General features: G+C 51.5%; 17 protein-coding genes. 6 read left to right on the forward strand and 11 right to left on the reverse strand.

The genetic code is table 11. The features are described from left to right. Window positions 1-4: 4 nt before the first annotated feature. A complete protein-coding gene (locus ACN28R_RS09540) occupies window positions 5-328 on the reverse strand; it encodes a heavy metal-binding domain-containing protein (RefSeq protein WP_048639234.1) in 324 nt (107 codons plus the stop codon). 385 nt (window positions 329-713) lie between these two features. Here ACN28R_RS09540 and artP point away from each other — a divergent pair, with 385 nt between their 5' ends. From artP to artJ (ACN28R_RS09565), 5 genes are all read left to right on the forward strand, one after another. Continuing rightward, on the forward strand, window positions 714-1,442 hold the full coding sequence (gene artP / locus ACN28R_RS09545) for an arginine ABC transporter ATP-binding protein ArtP (RefSeq protein WP_308198087.1): 729 nt from the start codon (window positions 714-716) through the stop codon (window positions 1,440-1,442). Window positions 1,443-1,462: 20 nt separating this feature from the next. Then, window positions 1,463-2,194, forward strand: a complete 732-nt coding sequence (gene artJ / locus ACN28R_RS09550) for an arginine ABC transporter substrate-binding protein (protein WP_048639236.1) — start codon at window positions 1,463-1,465, stop codon at window positions 2,192-2,194. An 11-nt stretch (window positions 2,195-2,205) separates the two neighbouring features. Next, window positions 2,206-2,922 (forward strand): arginine ABC transporter permease ArtQ, encoded by a 717-nt coding sequence (gene artQ, locus ACN28R_RS09555; protein ID WP_048639237.1) that lies wholly within the window; start codon window positions 2,206-2,208, stop codon window positions 2,920-2,922. Next, window positions 2,922-3,590: an arginine ABC transporter permease ArtM gene (artM, locus tag ACN28R_RS09560; protein WP_048639238.1), complete on the forward strand. Its 669-nt coding sequence runs from the start codon at window positions 2,922-2,924 to the stop codon at window positions 3,588-3,590. The genes artQ and artM overlap by 1 nt, the downstream gene beginning before the upstream one ends. An 80-nt stretch (window positions 3,591-3,670) precedes the next feature. After that, the gene (gene artJ, locus ACN28R_RS09565) at window positions 3,671-4,402 is read left to right on the forward strand and encodes an arginine ABC transporter substrate-binding protein (RefSeq protein WP_048639239.1); all 732 of its coding nucleotides are present in this window, start codon (window positions 3,671-3,673) and stop codon (window positions 4,400-4,402) included. Window positions 4,403-4,460: 58 nt separating this feature from the next. Here the strand turns inward: artJ (ACN28R_RS09565) and rlmC are convergent, their stop codons facing one another. From rlmC to nfsA, 9 genes are all read right to left on the reverse strand, one after another. After that, the gene (rlmC, locus tag ACN28R_RS09570) at window positions 4,461-5,600 is read right to left on the reverse strand and encodes a 23S rRNA (uracil(747)-C(5))-methyltransferase RlmC (protein ID WP_095834248.1); all 1,140 of its coding nucleotides are present in this window, start codon (window positions 5,598-5,600) and stop codon (window positions 4,461-4,463) included. Between the two features lie 144 nt (window positions 5,601-5,744). Further along, window positions 5,745-6,272, reverse strand: coding sequence for a YbjO family protein (locus tag ACN28R_RS09575; RefSeq protein WP_048639982.1), 528 nt, complete (start codon window positions 6,270-6,272; stop codon window positions 5,745-5,747). 69 nt (window positions 6,273-6,341) lie between these two features. Then, window positions 6,342-7,187: a putrescine ABC transporter permease PotI gene (gene potI, locus ACN28R_RS09580; protein WP_048639241.1), complete on the reverse strand. Its 846-nt coding sequence runs from the start codon at window positions 7,185-7,187 to the stop codon at window positions 6,342-6,344. Beyond that, the gene (gene potH, locus ACN28R_RS09585) at window positions 7,184-8,149 is read right to left on the reverse strand and encodes a putrescine ABC transporter permease PotH (RefSeq protein WP_095834249.1); all 966 of its coding nucleotides are present in this window, start codon (window positions 8,147-8,149) and stop codon (window positions 7,184-7,186) included. The genes potI and potH overlap by 4 nt, the downstream gene beginning before the upstream one ends. 14 nt (window positions 8,150-8,163) lie before the next feature. Then, window positions 8,164-9,300 (reverse strand): putrescine ABC transporter ATP-binding subunit PotG, encoded by a 1,137-nt coding sequence (gene potG, locus ACN28R_RS09590; protein WP_095834250.1) that lies wholly within the window; start codon window positions 9,298-9,300, stop codon window positions 8,164-8,166. 155 nt (window positions 9,301-9,455) lie between these two features. Next, window positions 9,456-10,565: a spermidine/putrescine ABC transporter substrate-binding protein PotF gene (gene potF / locus ACN28R_RS09595; RefSeq protein ID WP_048639244.1), complete on the reverse strand. Its 1,110-nt coding sequence runs from the start codon at window positions 10,563-10,565 to the stop codon at window positions 9,456-9,458. Window positions 10,566-11,014: 449 nt separating this feature from the next. Further along, entirely contained in the window at window positions 11,015-11,494 is a 480-nt protein-coding gene (locus ACN28R_RS09600) for a type III secretion system chaperone family protein (protein ID WP_048639245.1), read from the reverse strand. Window positions 11,495-11,640: 146 nt separating this feature from the next. After that, window positions 11,641-12,537: a 30S ribosomal protein S6--L-glutamate ligase gene (gene rimK / locus ACN28R_RS09605; RefSeq protein ID WP_095834251.1), complete on the reverse strand. Its 897-nt coding sequence runs from the start codon at window positions 12,535-12,537 to the stop codon at window positions 11,641-11,643. A 16-nt stretch (window positions 12,538-12,553) separates the two neighbouring features. After that, a complete protein-coding gene (gene nfsA / locus ACN28R_RS09610; protein ID WP_095834252.1) occupies window positions 12,554-13,273 on the reverse strand; it encodes an oxygen-insensitive NADPH nitroreductase in 720 nt (239 codons plus the stop codon). A gap of 376 nt (window positions 13,274-13,649) precedes the next feature. On the opposite strand from nfsA, the gene ACN28R_RS09615 reads away from it, so the two are divergent. Then, window positions 13,650-13,916: a GrxA family glutaredoxin gene (locus ACN28R_RS09615; protein WP_048639249.1), complete on the forward strand. Its 267-nt coding sequence runs from the start codon at window positions 13,650-13,652 to the stop codon at window positions 13,914-13,916. A gap of 278 nt (window positions 13,917-14,194) precedes the next feature. Here ACN28R_RS09615 and ACN28R_RS09620 read toward each other — a convergent pair whose 3' ends face one another. Further along, on the reverse strand, window positions 14,195-14,566 hold the full coding sequence (locus ACN28R_RS09620; RefSeq protein ID WP_048639250.1) for an inner membrane protein YbjM: 372 nt from the start codon (window positions 14,564-14,566) through the stop codon (window positions 14,195-14,197). Window positions 14,567-14,941: the final 375 nt, after the last annotated feature.

Here is a 14,941-nt window from a genome sequence, read left to right on the forward strand (position 1 = left end):
ATGATTAACGGCTGACTTTCACTGCGGTTCCGCTGATTGATACCATCAGCATACTGCTATCCTTACCTACGGTTTCGTAATCAATATCGATCCCGACAACGGCATTGGCGCCTAGCTCTTCCGCCTGTTCCTGCAATTCTTTAAACGCAATCTGTCTTGCCTTGCGCAATTCCTTTTCATAAGCCCCGGAACGGCCGCCCACAATGTCACGAATACCGGCAAAAAAATCACGGAAAATATTGGCGCCAAGGATCGCTTCTCCGGCCACGACGCCGCAATATTGCGTGATGGTGAAACCTTCCAGATTGGGTGTGGTAGATAGGTGCATCATAGATTCCTTCAGGGTTGATATACGTAACACCCTATATCACCGCGCGTGTAGACAGCAACGCTTGTATCGAAACAAACGCTATTAAAGTAGATGGTATTATTTATAACGCCATGATTTTAAATCATAAATTAGCGAGATCGACAACCAATATCGGCACTCGGCGATAAACTGTATGTCGCCGCTGCTTTTCCCATAAGCAAATTATCTGTCCGAATAATTTCCATCATTACAAACCCTGTCCGCCCATCAGCCGGCAACCCAGTATTTTGTGCTATTATTTAAACAATAAACCGCTTATCGGCAAATTTTAACCTACGATGATTGCATAAGTATTCTGCCGACGTTAACATTCGCGGCATCAATGGCTATTCAATTCTTACGCATGAGTATTCAACTAAACGGCATTAATTGTTTTTATGGCGCACATCAGGCGTTGTTCGATATTTCACTCAACTGTCCTGCGGGCGAAACGTTGGTTTTGCTTGGGCCCAGCGGCGCCGGGAAAAGTTCTCTGTTACGCGTCCTTAACCTGTTGGAAATGCCGCGTTCCGGTACTTTGGCCATTGCCGGTAATCAGTTTGATTTCAACCATGCCCCTGCCGACAATGCTATCCGTGAATTACGGCAAAATGTGGGGATGGTCTTTCAGCAATACAATCTCTGGCCTCACCTGACGGTTGCGCAAAACCTGATTGAAGCGCCCTGCCGCGTGCTCGGCCTGGGGAAAAGTCAGGCCCGGGAGCGCGCCGAGAAGTTGCTGACCCGCTTGCGTCTGAATGATTTTGCCGATCGTTATCCCCTTCATCTTTCCGGCGGCCAGCAACAGCGTGTCGCCATCGCCCGTGCGCTCATGATGGAACCCCAGGTGCTGTTGTTCGACGAACCGACCGCGGCGCTGGATCCTGAAATTACCGCTCAGGTGGTGGGCATCATTCAGGAGTTGACGCAAACCGGCATTACTCAGGTGATCGTGACTCATGAGGTTGAGTTTGCACGGAAAACGGCCAGCAGAGTGGTGTATATGGAAAATGGGCGTATTGTGGAGCAAGGGGATGCCAGCCATTTCACCCAGCCACAGTCGAAAGAATTCGCCAGCTATTTATCACACTGATTAATAACAGGAAAATTACAATGAAAAAATTAATCGTTGCAGCATTATTCGCTGGCGTCAGCGTTTCCGCCAGCGCCGCAGACACCATCCGTTTCGCGACCGAAGCCTCTTATCCTCCGTTCGAATTTGTTGATGCCGGCAATAACATCCAGGGTTTTGACATTGATTTGGCGAATGCGCTGTGCAAAGAAATACAGGCCACCTGCACATTCAGCAATCAGGCATTCGACAGTTTGATCCCCGGTTTGAAATTCCGTCGCTTTGAAGCCGTTATCGCCGGGATGGACATCACGCCGGAACGTCAACAGCAGGTATCGTTTACCCAGCCCTACTACGACAACTCCGCACAGTTCATTGCCCAGAAAGGCAAAATTGCTGATGTCGCCGCGCTGAAAGGGAAACGCGTTGGCGTGCAAAACGGCACCACCCACCAGAAGTACCTGATGGATAAACACAGCGACATTACCACCGTGCCTTACGATAGCTATCAGAATGCGGTTTTAGATCTGAAAAATGGCCGTCTGGACGCGGTTTTCGGTGATACCGCGGTGGTCAATGAGTGGCTGAAACAGAATGATGGCCTGGCTGCCGTTGGCCAAAACGTGACGGACAAAGACTATTTCGGCGTCGGTCTGGGGATTGCTGTTCGTCAGAATAACGATGAACTGTTGAAAAAATTCAACGATGCGCTCAGCAAAATCAAACAGGATGGTACTTATCAGGCCATCTATCAAAAATGGTTTCAGCAGTAATCTAACTCTCAATGATTGAATTTCACCCTATCGCAAGCGCCGCCGGGATGACCGTCGGCCTTGCCATTTCTGCGCTGGTGCTTGGGCTGATACTCGCTATGCTATTCGCCGTCTGGGAAACATCCCGATGGAAAATGGTCAGCTGGTGCGGTACGGCGTTGGTGACGTTATTACGCGGCCTGCCGGAAATCCTGGTGGTGCTGTTTATCTATTTTGGTTCGTCTCAGCTGCTGCTGATGCTGGCAGACGGTTTTACCCTGGATCTCTACCTGGTGGCGATCCCGGTAAAATTAAACATCGAGACGTTCGAAGTCAGTCCTTTTTTGTGCGGCGTCATCGCACTGGCGCTGCTCTATGCCGCCTATGCCTCGCAAACGCTGCGCGGCGCGTTGAAAGCCGTGCCGCAGGGCCAGTGGGAATCCGGCCAGGCGTTGGGATTAACCAAATCGGCTATTTTCATCCGCCTGATTATGCCGCAAATGTGGCGTCACGCCCTGCCCGGGCTGGGTAATCAATGGCTGGTGTTGCTGAAAGATACCGCATTGGTTTCCCTGATCAGCGTAAATGACCTGATGCTGCAAACGAAAAGCATCGCCACGCGGACTCAGGAACCCTTTACCTGGTACGTAATTGCCGCCGTTATCTATTTGCTCATCACGCTATTGAGTCAGTATGTTCTCAAACGCATTGAACTGAGAACCACTCGTTTTGAACGGAGGCCTTCCTGATGCTCGCTTATTTACCTGAGCTACTCAAAGGCCTGCATACCAGTCTGACGCTCACCGGGGCGGCGATTATCGTCGCATTGGCGCTGTCGCTGCTGCTGACGATAGTTCTGACGCTGAAAACGCCGGTGATCTCCTCCCTAACGAAAGGCTACATCACGCTGTTTACCGGCACCCCGCTGTTGGTGCAGATCTTCCTGATCTATTACGGCCCCGGCCAGTTCACCGCTATCCAGCAAATTCCGTGGCTATGGCATCTGCTGTCTCAGCCATGGCTTTGCGCCATGATCGCGCTCGCGCTCAATAGCGCCGCCTACACCACGCAGTTATTCTACGGGGCGATAAAGGCCATCCCTGACGGACAGTGGCAATCCTGCGCGGCGCTTGGCATGTCGCGCAAGCAAACGCTGCATATTCTGCTGCCGTTTGCGTTTAAACGCGCGCTTTCATCCTATTCAAATGAAGTCGTGCTGGTGTTCAAAAGCACCTCGCTGGCCTATACCATCACCCTGATGGAAGTCATGGGGTACAGCCAATTGATGTATGGCCGCACGTACGACGTGATGGTTTTTGGTGCGGCAGGGATTATCTATCTTTGCGTCAATGGGTTGCTGACCTTACTGATGCGGCTGATCGAGCGGCGCGCGCTGGCGTTTGAACGCAGGAACTGAGCCCGGATTGATGGCGACTCGCCGCCGTTTAATCAGAGCCGATTTGCACGAATAAAAGAAAAACAGACCGGAGTATGCACATGAAAAAATTATTCATCGCCACATTGCTGGCAGGGATGACATTCAGCGCCGCGGCCGCAGACACCATCCGCTTCGCTTCGTCGGCAACCTACCCGCCATTCGAATCTCTGGATGCCAATAACGAAATCGTCGGTTTCGATATGGATCTGGCGAAAGCGCTGTGTAAACAGATGCAAGCCACCTGCACATTCACTAATCAGGCATTTGACAGCCTGATCCCGGCGTTAAAATTCCGTCGTTATGACGCGGTGATTTCCGGTATGGACATTACGCCGGAACGCAGCAAACAAGTGGCGTTTACCCAGCCTTACTATGCTAACTCGGCGGTGGTGATTGCGCAGAAAGGGAAATTCAGTGATTTTGCCGCCATGAAGGGCAAACGCATCGGCATGGAAAACGGCACCACCCATCAGAAATACATGAACGATAAGCATCCGGAAGTTCAGACGGTTGCGTACGATAGCTATCAAAACGCGGTTCTGGATCTGAAAAATGGCCGTATTGACGGCGTTTTCGGTGATACCGCCGTGGTAAACGAATGGATTAAAACCAACCCGACGTTGGCAACCGTGGGTGAACATGTCACGGATGCGGAATATTTCGGTACCGGTTTAGGCATCGCCGTGCGTCCAAATGACAAAGCCCTGCTGGAAAAACTGAATACGGCGCTGGACGCCATCAAAGCCGACGGGACCTATAAATCGATTAACGACAAGTGGTTCCCGCAATAAGTCCGCTGTCTCTTCGCTACGTGGCGGCAAGCGCCGCGTAGCGTCTCACTCTTCCGCGCTATCGCCCCGGATTTTCTCTTTGCAACAGCGTTAAAACTTCATAATGCGCGGTGTGCGGGAACATATCAAATAGCTGTACCCGTACAGGGCGATAGCAAGTCAGCGCCGCCATGTCTTTCACCATACTGTCGGCATTGCAGCTGGAATAGAGAATATAGTCCGGCGCCATACGGCTCAAATAAGCGCACAGCTCGCTGCCGATGCCCCTTCTCGGCGGGTTAACCAGCACCAGATCAGGGATCTGGTCGTTACCGGTAGCAAACTGCGTCGAATCCAGCGCTTGAAATTCTATCTGCGTCAAGCCGAGCCGTTCGGCGGACAGACGCGCGCAGGCGATGGCTTCGGCGCTGATCTCAATGCCGGTCAGCCGCATTTTCGGCGTGGCGCAATGCAATCCGAAGCCCCCTACCCCACAAAAGAGATCCCACATACTTTTGATGTTTAATTCGGCCACCCAATCGCGGGCGCTAGCATATAAGGCCGCCGCCACATGGGGATTGGTCTGGAAAAAACTTTGCGGACGAATATACAACGGAACATGGTTAAGCTGTTCCGCCAACGATGACGCGTCGCTGAGTATAATTTCCTTTTTCCCTTCCATGATCGCCTGATGCACCGGCTGAATATTGGCTGAGATCACCTCAAGCCGGGGCAGTTGCTGCTGTAACCAGGGCAACGCCGCGCGTAGCTGTGCGAGTTTGGTTTCTGAACGCAGAACGAAGCGCAACATAAAAGCGCCGCGCGAAGAACTTTCCGTCAGCAACAGATACTTTAGCTCTCCGCGCCGACGAGCAACGTTATAGGGCGTCAACCCCGCTCTGGCGATAAACACTTTCAGAACGTCAAATACCGCGCCAAAACTGGCGGGATAAAGCGGGCAGTCGCATAAATCGACCGCCGTGCCATCACGATGCAGCATGCCCAGCAGCGGACGTTCAACGCTTCCGCTGACCACCATTTTGGCTTTGTTGCGAAACGCGGACTGCGGCGAAGGACAGGCCGGCAACCATTGCTGAACGGTATGAGACTGTAACAAATCAGCCAGATGTCGCTGTTTATCAGTGAGTTGCTGTGGATAGGCTTTTTCCAGCCATTGGCAGGAACGACAGGTTCCTGTGCTATAGCGCGCACAATGCATAAATTAAAAATAGAGCTGTAGAGATAGATGGGGAATAAGAGCGATTATACCACCCCGGGGGAAGATCCCATTCATCTTTCATGTCGCCGATGGCGTAGGCAGCCTCGCGTTAAAATTCATTGATATGTAAGCCGGGAGCGTTTTTCAATGCCGATTGCGGCGGCCCATGGGGCGGGTCTCATGGATGGCGCGAGTAAAAAAACGCCGGGAGCGACGCGGTAAGAAGAGCAGTACAATCACCAGCAAATCCGGTATTTTCTGTAATAACAATTGATGCAGCACCGCGACATGATTATCGCCGGAGATATGGAAAATAGCGGGGAAATATTCGCTCACGGACGCAATCAGCATATACGAAACGACCAGACACTGACAGATAACATACCCCCAGCGGCCCCAGTTGGCGCCGGCCAGTACCGCCACGCCGCAACGGATCTCCGTATAAACCATCGTCATCGACAACAGTAGGATCACCGTCGAGTCCCATGCCTGTATACTGCTCTCTATCCAGCCGCCCAGCTCGCTCAGACCGAGTTCCCAGACCAACAGTAAAATCCCCAGAAAGCGGATCGCAATAATAGCGATACCCGCCACCATGACTGGAACAGGCGTATAGGTTTTTCGCTGAGTCGGTTCGCTTTTACTGTACAAAATCGCCGGTTTCTCCTTCATGGAATAACAACGCCACCCGACTCTGGTGGCGTTGTTATTTAACAGCAAAATCCGCCGAACGGCGACCAATCACCCCCGCCGGGCTTTCTGCATATCACGCTGACGCTGTTTCTCGGCCCTTGCCATAAACCACCAGGCAATAAAACCGATAACTCCTACCACCAACAGTATCAAAGAAGCGAGCGCATTAATTTGTGGGTTAACGCCCATTCTTACGCTGGAGAACACCAGCATCGGCAACGTGGTCGATCCCGGCCCGGCGACAAAGCTGGCAATAACCAGATCGTCCAGCGACAGGGTAAACGCCAGCAACCAGCCGGAGATCAGCGCCGGAGCAATCATGGGAACCGTGATGATGAAGAAAACTTTTAACGGCGTGGCGCCCAGATCCATCGCCGCTTCTTCAATCGAACGGTCCAGTTCCCGCAGACGCGCGCTGATCACCACCGTGACATAAGCGGTACAAAACGTCACGTGCGCCAGCCAGATGGTGAGCATCCCGCGCTCCGCCGGCCATCCGATGGCATGCCCTAATGCCACAAACAGCAACAGCAGCGAAAGCCCGGTGATGACATCCGGCATAACCAGTGGCGCAGTCAGCATAAAGGCGAAGCCATTTGAACCGCGAAAACTGCCGAAACGCACCATGACCACGGCCGCCAGCGTTCCCAAAACCACCGCCATCGTCGCTGAAGCGGCGGCAATCGTCAAACTGAGCACAACCGCGCTGATCATGGCCGAATCATGGAACAGTTCGGTGTACCAGCGTGTCGACCATCCCGCCCATACCGTCACCAGTTTGGAGCTGTTGAATGAATAAATCACCAGCATCAGCATCGGTGCATAAAGAAACGTAAAACACAGGACCAGAATAACGATACGCCACGGCGAGCGAACTACCGGCAAACTATTCATGACTCAGCCTCCGCCGCTTTGCTCTGATGTTTGTGGAACCAGATGATTGGCATAATCAGCAGCAGCAACATGATGATCGCCACCGCCGAAGCGACAGGCCAGTCACGATTATTAAAGAACTCCTGCCATAGAATGCGCCCGATCATAATGCTGTCCGGCCCGCCCAGCAGTTCGGGAATCACATATTCCCCGACGGCCGGAATAAACACCAACATCGATCCCGCAATGATTCCTCCTTTGGTCAGCGGCACAATAACGCTGAAAAAGGTTTTCATCGGCCGGGCGCCCAAATCAAGCGAGGCTTCAACCAGTGAGTAATCGAGCCGGGTTAACGCGGTATAGATCGGCAGCACCATAAAGGGCAGATAGGAGTACACCACGCCGATATACACCGCCAGATTGGTATGCAGAATAACCAACGGCTGATCGATAACGCCGAGCCACAAAAGGAAATTATTCAAAATACCGTTATTTTTCAGGATCCCCATCCAGGCATACACGCGGATAAGGAACGATGTCCAGGAGGGCAGAATCACCAACAGCAGCAGGATATTACGGGTGGACGGCTTACTGTGCGCCACGGCCCAGGCCAGCGGATAACCAACCAACAGACAACACAGCGTTGATACGGCCGCCACCTGCAGTGATTGCAGATAGGCTTCGACATACAGCGCATCGCCCAGCAATTGCAGATAGTTCGCCAGGTTTAACGAAATATCAAGCTTGTCGTCCACCCAGGAAATCAGATCGGTATAGGGTGGTACGGCGCGCGCCATTTCCGCCAGGCTGATCTTGAACACAATCAAGAACGGCAGCATAAACAGCAGCAGCAGCCACAAATAAGGCAGCGCGATAACCAGCTTACGGCCATGTTCCTGCCGCCAGCGCGCCATCAGCATGGTTAGCCGCCCTCTTTTCTCTACCGGCGATGCGGCGGTGTTCTGCTCAGAAAACATTGTCATAGTGCTATTCCCCGCTACACCGTCAGCACCACACAGCTATCGGCATCCCAACACAACCTTACCTCATCGCCCCAGGTCGGCGCGCCTTTACGGTAGCGATAAGCATTCTGCAACTGTGCGCTGATAATCTGCCCGCTGTTCAGCCTGACGTGATAAATCGACAAATCGCCCAGATAGGCGATGTGTACCACCTCCCCGACGGCAAAATTGCAGCCGTCGGCCGGCGTCTCATCACAAAGCATGATTTTCTCCGGCCGAAGGGCGATATAAACCGGCACGCCATCCACAATGGAAACATCGGAATCGACCTTCAGCGGATGGACCAATCCCGGACTGCGGATAATTAATTCATCATCATGGCGCTCGGTCAGCATGCCTTCAAACATATTGACCGAGCCAATAAACTCGGCGCTGAAACGGGTATTCGGATGTTCGTATATTTCCTCCGGCTCGCCGATCTGCACGAATTTGCCACGATTCATGATGGCAATACGGCCGGCCATCGTCATCGCTTCTTCCTGATCGTGCGTCACCATAACGCAGGTCACGCCGACACGCTCCAGAATATCGACGACTTCAAGCTGCATGCGGTCACGCAATTTTTTATCCAGCGCCCCCATGGGTTCGTCCAGCAGCAACAGTTTGGGGCGTTTGGCCAGGCTACGCGCCAACGCCACACGCTGGCGCTGGCCGCCGGAAAGCTGATGCGGCTTACGACCGGCGAACTCCTGCATATGGACCAGCGTCAGCATCTCTTCCACACGATCCTTGATCTCGGAACGGGGCAGCCGATCCTGCTTCAGACCGAAAGCAATATTCTTTTCCACCGTCATATGAGGGAACAGCGCGTACGACTGAAACATCATGTTAATGGGGCGTTGATAAGGGGGAACCAGAGAGAGATCCTGCCCATCCAAGACAATCTGCCCCTGGGTGGGATGTTCAAAACCGGCCAGCATGCGCAACAGCGTGGACTTGCCACAACCGGAGGCACCCAGCAGAGCGAATATTTCGCCCTTGTAAATCGTCAGACTAACGTCATCAACAGCGGCCTGACCATCAAACGATTTGGTCAGGTTACGAACTTCCAACAGCGGCGTAACCGCTTTTTGGGGCTTGGGCTGGGGGGGACGTGGAATCACTTCACTCACTTCGCGTTGCTCTCCGGCAAAAGCAGAACACGTCACCACTTTGCTCAAGAGCGCTTAACAGCCCTTATACCAATGTCAAAGTGATGACACATATATAGTGCAAACAGGCGGGTTCAACCGCCTGTTGTATTACATAAACTCAGAATGAAAACCGCTTATTTACCGCTTTTTACTCTGGTCCAAGCACGAGTACGAGTGCGGTCAATCTGTGGTGATTGCACCTTGAGCGTAAACAGTTTCGCGCGTACATCCGCTGGCGGATAAATACCGGGATCGTTACGAATTTCTTCGTTGACCAGCGGGATCGCTTCTTTATTCGCACTGGCGTAGTACACATGATTACTGATATTCGCGATAACATCCGGTTTCAGCAGATAATTGAGGAACTGGTAGGCGGAATCGACGTTTTTGGCATCAGCCGGTATTGCGAACACGTCAAAGAAAGCCAGCGCCCCCTCTTTCGGAATACTGTAATGAATATTGACGCCGTTGTTGGCTTCCTTGGCGCGGTTGGCAGCCTGCATCACGTCGCCGGCCCAGCCGATGGCCACGCAAATATCGCCGTTTGCCAGATCGTTAATATATTGAGACGAATGGAAGTAACGAATGCTGGGACGCAGTTTCAGCAACAGATCCGTCGCGGAGCCCGTATAGTCGTCCGCTTTCGTACTGTTAGGATCTTTGCCCTGATAGTTCAGCACGGTGGCGAAAACCTCTTCAGGCGCATCCAGGAAAGAGACGCCGCAGCTTTTCAGCTTTTCCAAGTTTTCCGGCTTCAGCACCAGATCCCAACTGTCCACGGGGGCATCAGCGCCCAACACGGCTTTGACTTTGTCGACATTATAGCCAATACCGGTAGTCGCCCATAAATACGGCAGTGCATACTTATTATCCGGATCGTGCTGAGCAATCAATTTCAGCAGTTCGGGATCGAGATTCTTATAGTTCGGCAGTTTACTTTTGTCTAACGGCTGGAATACGCCGGCAGAGAGTTGACGCTCCAGAAAACTTGCTGAAGGCACCACCAAATCAAACCCCGTACTGCCCGCCATCAGTTTGCCTTCCAATACTTCATTGGAGTCAAACACGTCATAAACCACTTTGATGCCCGTTTCCTTCTGGAAATTCTGCAACGTGTCTGGGGCAATGTAGTCAGACCAGTTATAAATATGCAGCACTTTCTCTTCCGCAGATGCGGTGACGGACGCGGCCATCATTAAGCCGGCAACAACACCCGATAACCATTTTTTACGCTGGGTGAACATCCGTTCCTTCCTCCATACAAGGGTGTGATTCATGGGAGCAAACTTGTATCCATCAGATACAAAACTCTTCCTGCGTCTGTTGATTGCGTCATTACGATAAAAGCACGAGACGGCCATGCCTTCCATTTTTCAAGTTACATAGCGTGTGATTTCCTACCGTTTGAAATCTATGGGATATCTTCCCTAAATTCAGCAGGATAGACAGCGTCACGAATATAACTTTAACGCGCAACTGTTACAGAAATTAAGCATAACCGCACTACATCAGTCATACCATAGCCGAACGTAAAAAATGGCTTTTATCGATTATTTATTCATATTTTATCTATGTAATACGGGTATTTATCAACAAACTCAGATAAATATCCGGCAATACTGTGCAAAGTACAGAATAAATGATGGTTGGACAAAATAAGAAAAACTAATTGCTACCGTTGGCAGCAATAGCCTTAATGCAGGAAGGAGGTGTTCATTCTGCCAGCAGAGGAATCTTCTTCATCGCCAATAAACAGCAGATTATTGGCTCCGGCCTCTAAAATAACCATTGAAACCTGCTCTTCAGATTGTTGCATGAAGTGGCGGAACTGCTCCAGCGTCATACCCGCGGCAACGCTGAACGATTGACACACAATCAGTTTCGGCAGGTTGTCATCCTGAACGTCGATAAAGGCTTTTACCGTCAAAGAGCTGGCGTTGATTTGGCTCAGATCGCCGACCAGCGGAATTAACGCGCTGGGTTTCACCTCGGCCAATGCCGAGAACAGCACCACGTTATCCACCAGATCGACTTTGGCATCAAATACCCCGTCAAAATTCTGCATATGCGGTAAATGTAGCGCCTGACAGGAATCGCATTCAAAAAACAGGATATTTAATTGATCCAGCCACCGCCGTAGCATAGCCAAATCCGGGACGATGAGTGAATCCATTATTGTTGCCTCATACTGACTGTTTTTAAAAGGGCTCATAGCTTACGGAATATTGCGTTCTGATGCCATGATAAACTCGCACTAAGCGGCGATAAATCACAAACGATCGGAGCGATATTTTACCTCTCCGATCGTTATACAGAAAACTAACTTTTATTCATTAATAACGCACGGACACGTTGTTCGATAAATTCAATCATCAGCCCGGCAATATCAATTCCAGTGGCGTTTTCGATGCCTTCCAGCCCCGGGGAGGCGTTCACCTCCATCACCAACGGCCCGCGTTCGGCGCGTAAAATATCCACGCCCGCCACGTTCAACCCCAGCGTTTTGGTCGCCTTAAGGGCAACGGCCCGTTCCCGGGCGGTGATTTGCACCCGGCTTGCCGAACCGCCGCGGTGCAGATTGGAACGAAACTCCCCCGCTTTGGCCTGCCGTTCGATGGCCGCCACAACGCGATCGCCAATCACCAGACAGCGAATGTCCCTGCCCTGAGCTTCCCGAATATACTCTTGAACCAGAATATGGGCATTCAGCCCGCGAAAGGCGTCGATCACGCTCTCCGCGGCCTGCCGGGTTTCGGCCAGTACCACCCCGATGCCCTGCGTGCCTTCCACCAGCTTGACAACCAGCGGCGCGCCGCCAACCATTTCAATCAAGTCGTTGGTATCATCGGGAGAATGGGCAAAGCCGGTCACCGGCAAGTCAATACCGGCACTGGCCAATAGCTGAAGTGAATGCAGCTTGTCACGGGCGCGAATAACCGCGACGGCGTTGTTGAGCGGGAAACTTCCCAGCATTTCAAACTGACGCAGCACCGCCGTACCATAAAACGTGATCATCGAACCGATGCGCGGAATCACCGCATCGTATTTCACCAGCCGGCGGCCACGATAGTGCGCCGATGGCGCCGCCGAATTGATATTCATGTAACAGGAAAGCGGGTCGATAATATCAACTTGGTGTCTGCGCTCTTTTGCCGCTTCACGCAGACGTTTGCAGGAATACAAAGAACCATCCCGAGACAGAATCGCTATCTTCATAAATGTCCTACAGATACTAACGTATCGCCCATCCCTGTTGATGTAAGTAGTCCAGCATAAACGGACGTAGCTCTTTTTTTAGCGTGCGCTGTACATGCTCGCTCCAGCTATCACGGCGATTACCGGTGCGCTGTAGGTAATACTCCGCCAGTTGTCGATCGTACTCGGCCAGTTTTTCACCATCGAGCGGCTGATAGGCATTCTCATGCAACAACATTTCAGGCGGCATGCGTGGCTTTAACGGCGGCTCCGCATCCGGGTATCCCAGGCAGAGCCCGAATAACGGCAGCACCTGCTGCGGCAGTTTCAATAGCGTCGTGACATCTGCGATACTATTGCGAATCCCGCCGATAAATACGCCGCCCAATCCTAATGATTCCGCGGCGATCAGCGCATTCTGCGCCATGATTGCCGTATCAATACAACCTATCAACAGCTGTTCCGCCATCCCGACTTCAGCCTGTGGAGATATTTGCAGATGACGATGGAAATCCGCGCAGAACACCCAAAACTCCGCGGCCTGCGCAACATAGCGCTGTTCGCCGCAATAGTGAACCAGCGTCTGCCGAATTGCAGGGTCGGTAATACGGATAATGGAACTGCATTGTAGAAAACTGGAGCTGGAAGCGCTCTGGGCAGCGGCGACGATCGCGCCGCGTTGTTCATCCGTCAGCGTCTGTGAGGTAAAGGCGCGGATGGATCGATGATGTCGTAACAGGTCAATGGTGGGCGTCACGCTGGGTATCCTTCAGCAATATAAAGTTCTTCACCGATGAAAATGCCGATGCCGATGCTTTCCGGGATCGCGACGTAAACAGACCACGGATAGGCATATCATATATCTGTATAGCAGCGCGGCCATTATATGTCAGCCGATACGCCTGACCAACGTTCCTCTGTAGCGCCATCCTATAATTGTTTCCTGGCGGGGGAAATCAACGCGGCTGAAACCGATGAATGAAGGGGATATGATAGATAAAGGAAATCGCTGTAACAGGTAATGACTGCTTTTTTTCATCGACTAATGCGAGCATAGTAACCGCATTAATATTAGGCGTTTCGCCGACAATTTTAGAAAAAACGACATTTTTCTCATTTATTAAGGAGTTTACATGATCGCTGTTATTTTTGGGCGCCCTGGTTGCCCATATTGTGTGCGTGCTAAAGAGTTGGCTGAAAAACTGGCGGAACAGCGTGACGACTTCCGCTACCGCTACGTGGATATCCGTGCGGAAGGCATCACCAAAGAAGATTTGTCGAAAACGGTCGGCAAACCCGTAGAAACCGTGCCGCAGATCTTCCTTGATGAAAAACACATCGGTGGTTGTACGGATTTTGAAGCTTACGCGAAAGAAAATCTGGGTTTGTTCCAAAACTAACCAGAGCGCTAAGCAAAGACGCGCACTGCGTTTCAGACCGTTGGCAAAATAGATTTATACCCGCCATCCTCACTCGCAAAAACATCAGGAATGTTATTAACGCTGCTTGCGGCGGCCCGAATATCGAATAGTACGGCGGGGACTTCCTGGTGGCTGGCTTGTTGATTAAAAGCAGATTCCCGCCTGCGCGGGAATAACGGATTGGCGGGTCGGGATGTTGTCGTCAAACTTAAACGATGGCCGCGTCCTTTTTATCTTTATCGTCGATAAAGGATAATTCAGCGAAAATATCGTCGATAGATCGCATGAATACATAAAAATATCAGCGCCCCCAGCACACTCCAGAATACCGCGCTCAGCACATAGGCCAACTCCTGCCAGAAAGAGTGGTTCAGCGCGCGTCCGAAATACGACATCAATAGACACACCGGCATCGCAACCAATGCGCCAATCAGCGGGTAAATCAACCGCCCGCGCGCAGACAGGCAGCTCGCCGCCAGGCCGGGTAATAAAAAGAGCAACATGCCGGGATCGCCACTTAATTTATCTTCGTTGATCACATCAAGCGCACTCATTTTCTGGCTTAAAAAGATCACGGTAAACAGCAAAAAACAGCAGGCCGCACCTCCCCAACCCTTATCGCTCGCCATTATGTTTCCTCTATTGATATGCATCTGCCTCATATCCGCCCGGTGCCCTTTTCTTCACTCTTCATGGTGAATTGCTGCCTGCCCCCCCCGACTTTACCGTCAAGAGCGGCAAATTCATTGCCGGCAGGCCGTACCTTGAAAAGCTATTGGGTTTAAATCCGACACGGTAAATATGAATGGCTAAATATCCCCGATATGACACAAAGTGAGGCATTATCACTATTTATTCAGCGAATACTGGTTGTACGCCCAACAAACATCTAGAATAGCGGCTCCACAATAATTGCGATGAGCAATTTATCCTGAGTAATTATACTGGTCGTGGCTGATTCCTTTCAGTTGCCAGTTATTTATGATGCCAGTGGAACTTATGCA

Source organism: Brenneria goodwinii (genome assembly GCF_002291445.1).
GTDB lineage: Bacteria > Pseudomonadota > Gammaproteobacteria > Enterobacterales > Enterobacteriaceae > Brenneria > Brenneria goodwinii.